General features: G+C 59.1%; 2 protein-coding genes. Both read left to right on the top strand.

The annotated features are described in order from the left end of the window. The first annotated feature begins 150 nt into the window (after window positions 1-150). Window positions 151-1,734 (top strand): IS21 family transposase, encoded by a 1,584-nt coding sequence (gene istA, locus OIU93_RS20465; RefSeq protein WP_264271879.1) that lies wholly within the window; start codon window positions 151-153, stop codon window positions 1,732-1,734. Then, window positions 1,727-2,494 (top strand): ATP-binding protein, encoded by a 768-nt coding sequence (locus OIU93_RS20470; RefSeq protein WP_264271878.1) that lies wholly within the window; start codon window positions 1,727-1,729, stop codon window positions 2,492-2,494. Before istA ends, OIU93_RS20470 begins: the two co-directional genes overlap by 8 nt. Window positions 2,495-2,690: the final 196 nt, after the last annotated feature.

The following is a 2,690-nucleotide window of genomic DNA, read 5'->3' on the forward strand; positions in this document are numbered from 1 at the left end:
GGTGCTGAATAGCGCCAGAGGGTAGTGCTGTTCTGGCGACTTGGTAGTTTCGTTCCGGATACATGGTAGTGCCCTGGGGGTTTTCGTGATCGTCTGAACTGGTCGCCACACAACACGGTGCGGCGACCAGTTCAGAGGAGAAATACCTTGGTGGATTATCAAGCCATCATGTCCTTGGTTTTCAAGGGCCGGACCTATCAAGAAATCACCGCGTCGGCAGGTTGCTCGCATCGTGATGTCTCGACCGTAAATAAAGCCATCAAGGCTGCCGGCATTACTGCCGACCGTTTTGCGTCAATGACAGCAGCGGATATTGAGCAGCTCTTCCCAGACGGGCGCAAGACTGTTTCCCAGGACTATGCGGATCCGCATTTCGCATCGATCGTCGAGGAGATGAAGCACAACCGGTTTTTTACGTTGCAGCAGGGTTGGGTGAAATACCTCGGCTCAACCAGCGAGCAGAGGAAATACAGTTACTCGCAATACTGCGAGCTGTTCAACCGGTTCGCCGCCGTCACCGACGTCGTGGCCACACTGCAACATGAACCGGGCAAGGCAATGTTTGTGGACTGGGTCGGTCCGACCCTGCCGGTCGTGGACGCCGTGACCGGGGAAGTCAGCAAGGCGTACTTCTTCGTCGCTTCGCTGCCGTATTCCGGGTTGGTGTTTTGCCAAGCGTTCAGCGACATGAAACAGGAAGCCTGGAATCAGGCTCACGTGAATGCGCTGGCGTTCATCGGCGGGGTTCCGCAGCTGATCGTCCCGGATAATGCTCGCACCGCGACCCATAAGCGCACCCGGGCGGACAACGAGGTGGTGGTGACCAAGTCCTACCGCCAGCTCGCTGAGCATTACCAAACGGCGATCGTGCCGGCCAGATCGAATCGGCCCCGTGACAAGGCGCATGTCGAGCGGATGGTGCAGGCGGTGGAGAGCCGGGTCATCGGTTATCTCGCCGCCCAGACCTGGACCTCGTTCGAGGAGCTCAACGACGCGGTGCAGGATCGGTTGCTGGATCTCAACGAACGGTTGCGCCGGGTCAACGGGAGTACACGGCAGGAAGTCTTCGACGCCGAGGAGGCGGCGTTGCTGCAGCCCCTGCCGGACCAGCCGTTTGAATCGGTGGAATACAAGCAGTTGAAGGTCGGGCGGAACTACCACGTGACCAGCGACTACCAGCACTATTCGGTGCCGTATGAGTTCGCGGGGAAGATCCTGTCGGTCCGGATCACCGGGACCACGGTAAGCATCTTTGACGGGCAAGCCAAGGTTTGCGAGCACCCGCGTAAGCTCGGGCGCCGGGGCCAGTATTCCACGGAGTTGTCGCATGCTCCCAAGCATCACCAGCAGGTCCAGGGCTTGTGGTCCAGGGAGTGGTTCTTGAACCGTGCCCGGAATTTCGGGCCGGCCACCGTGCAGGTCATCGCCCAGGTCCTGGATAGCAGCAAGATCGAGGCGCAGACCTTCCTGGCGTGCCGCAATATCCTCTCGGAACTGGGCGGGAAAAAGGGCCTGTTGGAGGAAGCCTGCCAGGAAATGCTGAACGTCAACGGGTATCCCAACTACACCTCGCTCAAGCGGGTGATGGCCACGCTGGCCGCGGCCAAGGACCAAACGTCCGCGGCGGCCCCGGCTGCGCAGAACGTGAAGAACCTGAAGGACGTCCAGAATCTTTCCGGAGTGTTTGTGCGCGATGCAGGGCACTACAAGGGGTTCGGTGGCACCGATGCTTAACAGTGAAGACCACCGGAAGATCAAGGATCTTCGGCTCACCATCTTTGCCGAGAAGTTCCTGGAACTGGTGAACGACGAAGCCAACGACAAGTTGTTGCCGGAGCAGGTGTTCATGCAGGCGGTGAACCATTCCCTGGATGCCCGCCGGTCGAACAAGGTCGACAAGCTCATCAAGCAGGCACGGTTTCCCCTGCCCGGCGCATCGATTGCGGAGCTGCATTATCTTCCGGGGCGGAAGATCGATGAGGCGCGGATGAAACGCTACGCAATGCATCAGTGGCGGGACGATCCGACGAACCTGTTGATCATCTCGCCGTCCGGTGGCGGCAAGACCTATATCGCCTGCGCCATCGGCATTGCTGCCTGCCACAGCGAGCATTCGGTGTTCTACACGCGGATGGACCTGCTGGCCCGAAAGCTGCTCATCGCACGCGGTGACAGCAACGTCCACGATGACCTGCTGGAGAAGTTGCGGGAGGCGGATTTGTTGATTATCGATGATTTCTTGACCGTTGGCATCGACCAGAACATCGCCAGTGATCTGTTCGGGGTCCTGGCCGACCGGGAGCACCGGTTGCCCACGGTGATTGTCAGCCAGACCGATCCCTCTTATTGGGTGCAGGTGTTGCCGGACCGCGTGGCCGGGGATTCGATCGTGAATCGTCTGGCCAACAACACCAGGTGGCTCGTGCTGGGCGACACCGACATGCGCAAGCTCAAGCATGAGAAGGCCCGGGACTCAGCAGGTTTTTGGGAATAGGTTGCAGTCCGTTCCTGAACCACTGGTTCCCGAGCCTTCCCCCTAAATGGTATTGGCCAAGAGCCATTCAACGGCTCTTGGCCAATACGACAAATAGCTCGACGCACTACCACTTCGCCGGAAACGCGCTAACAACTGCCCAGAGGGGACACTACCAAGTCGCCAGAACATCACTACCAAGAGACGCTATTTAGCA

The organism is Paeniglutamicibacter sp. ZC-3, from assembly GCF_025847175.2.
In the GTDB taxonomy this organism is placed as follows: domain Bacteria; phylum Actinomycetota; class Actinomycetes; order Actinomycetales; family Micrococcaceae; genus Paeniglutamicibacter; species Paeniglutamicibacter sulfureus.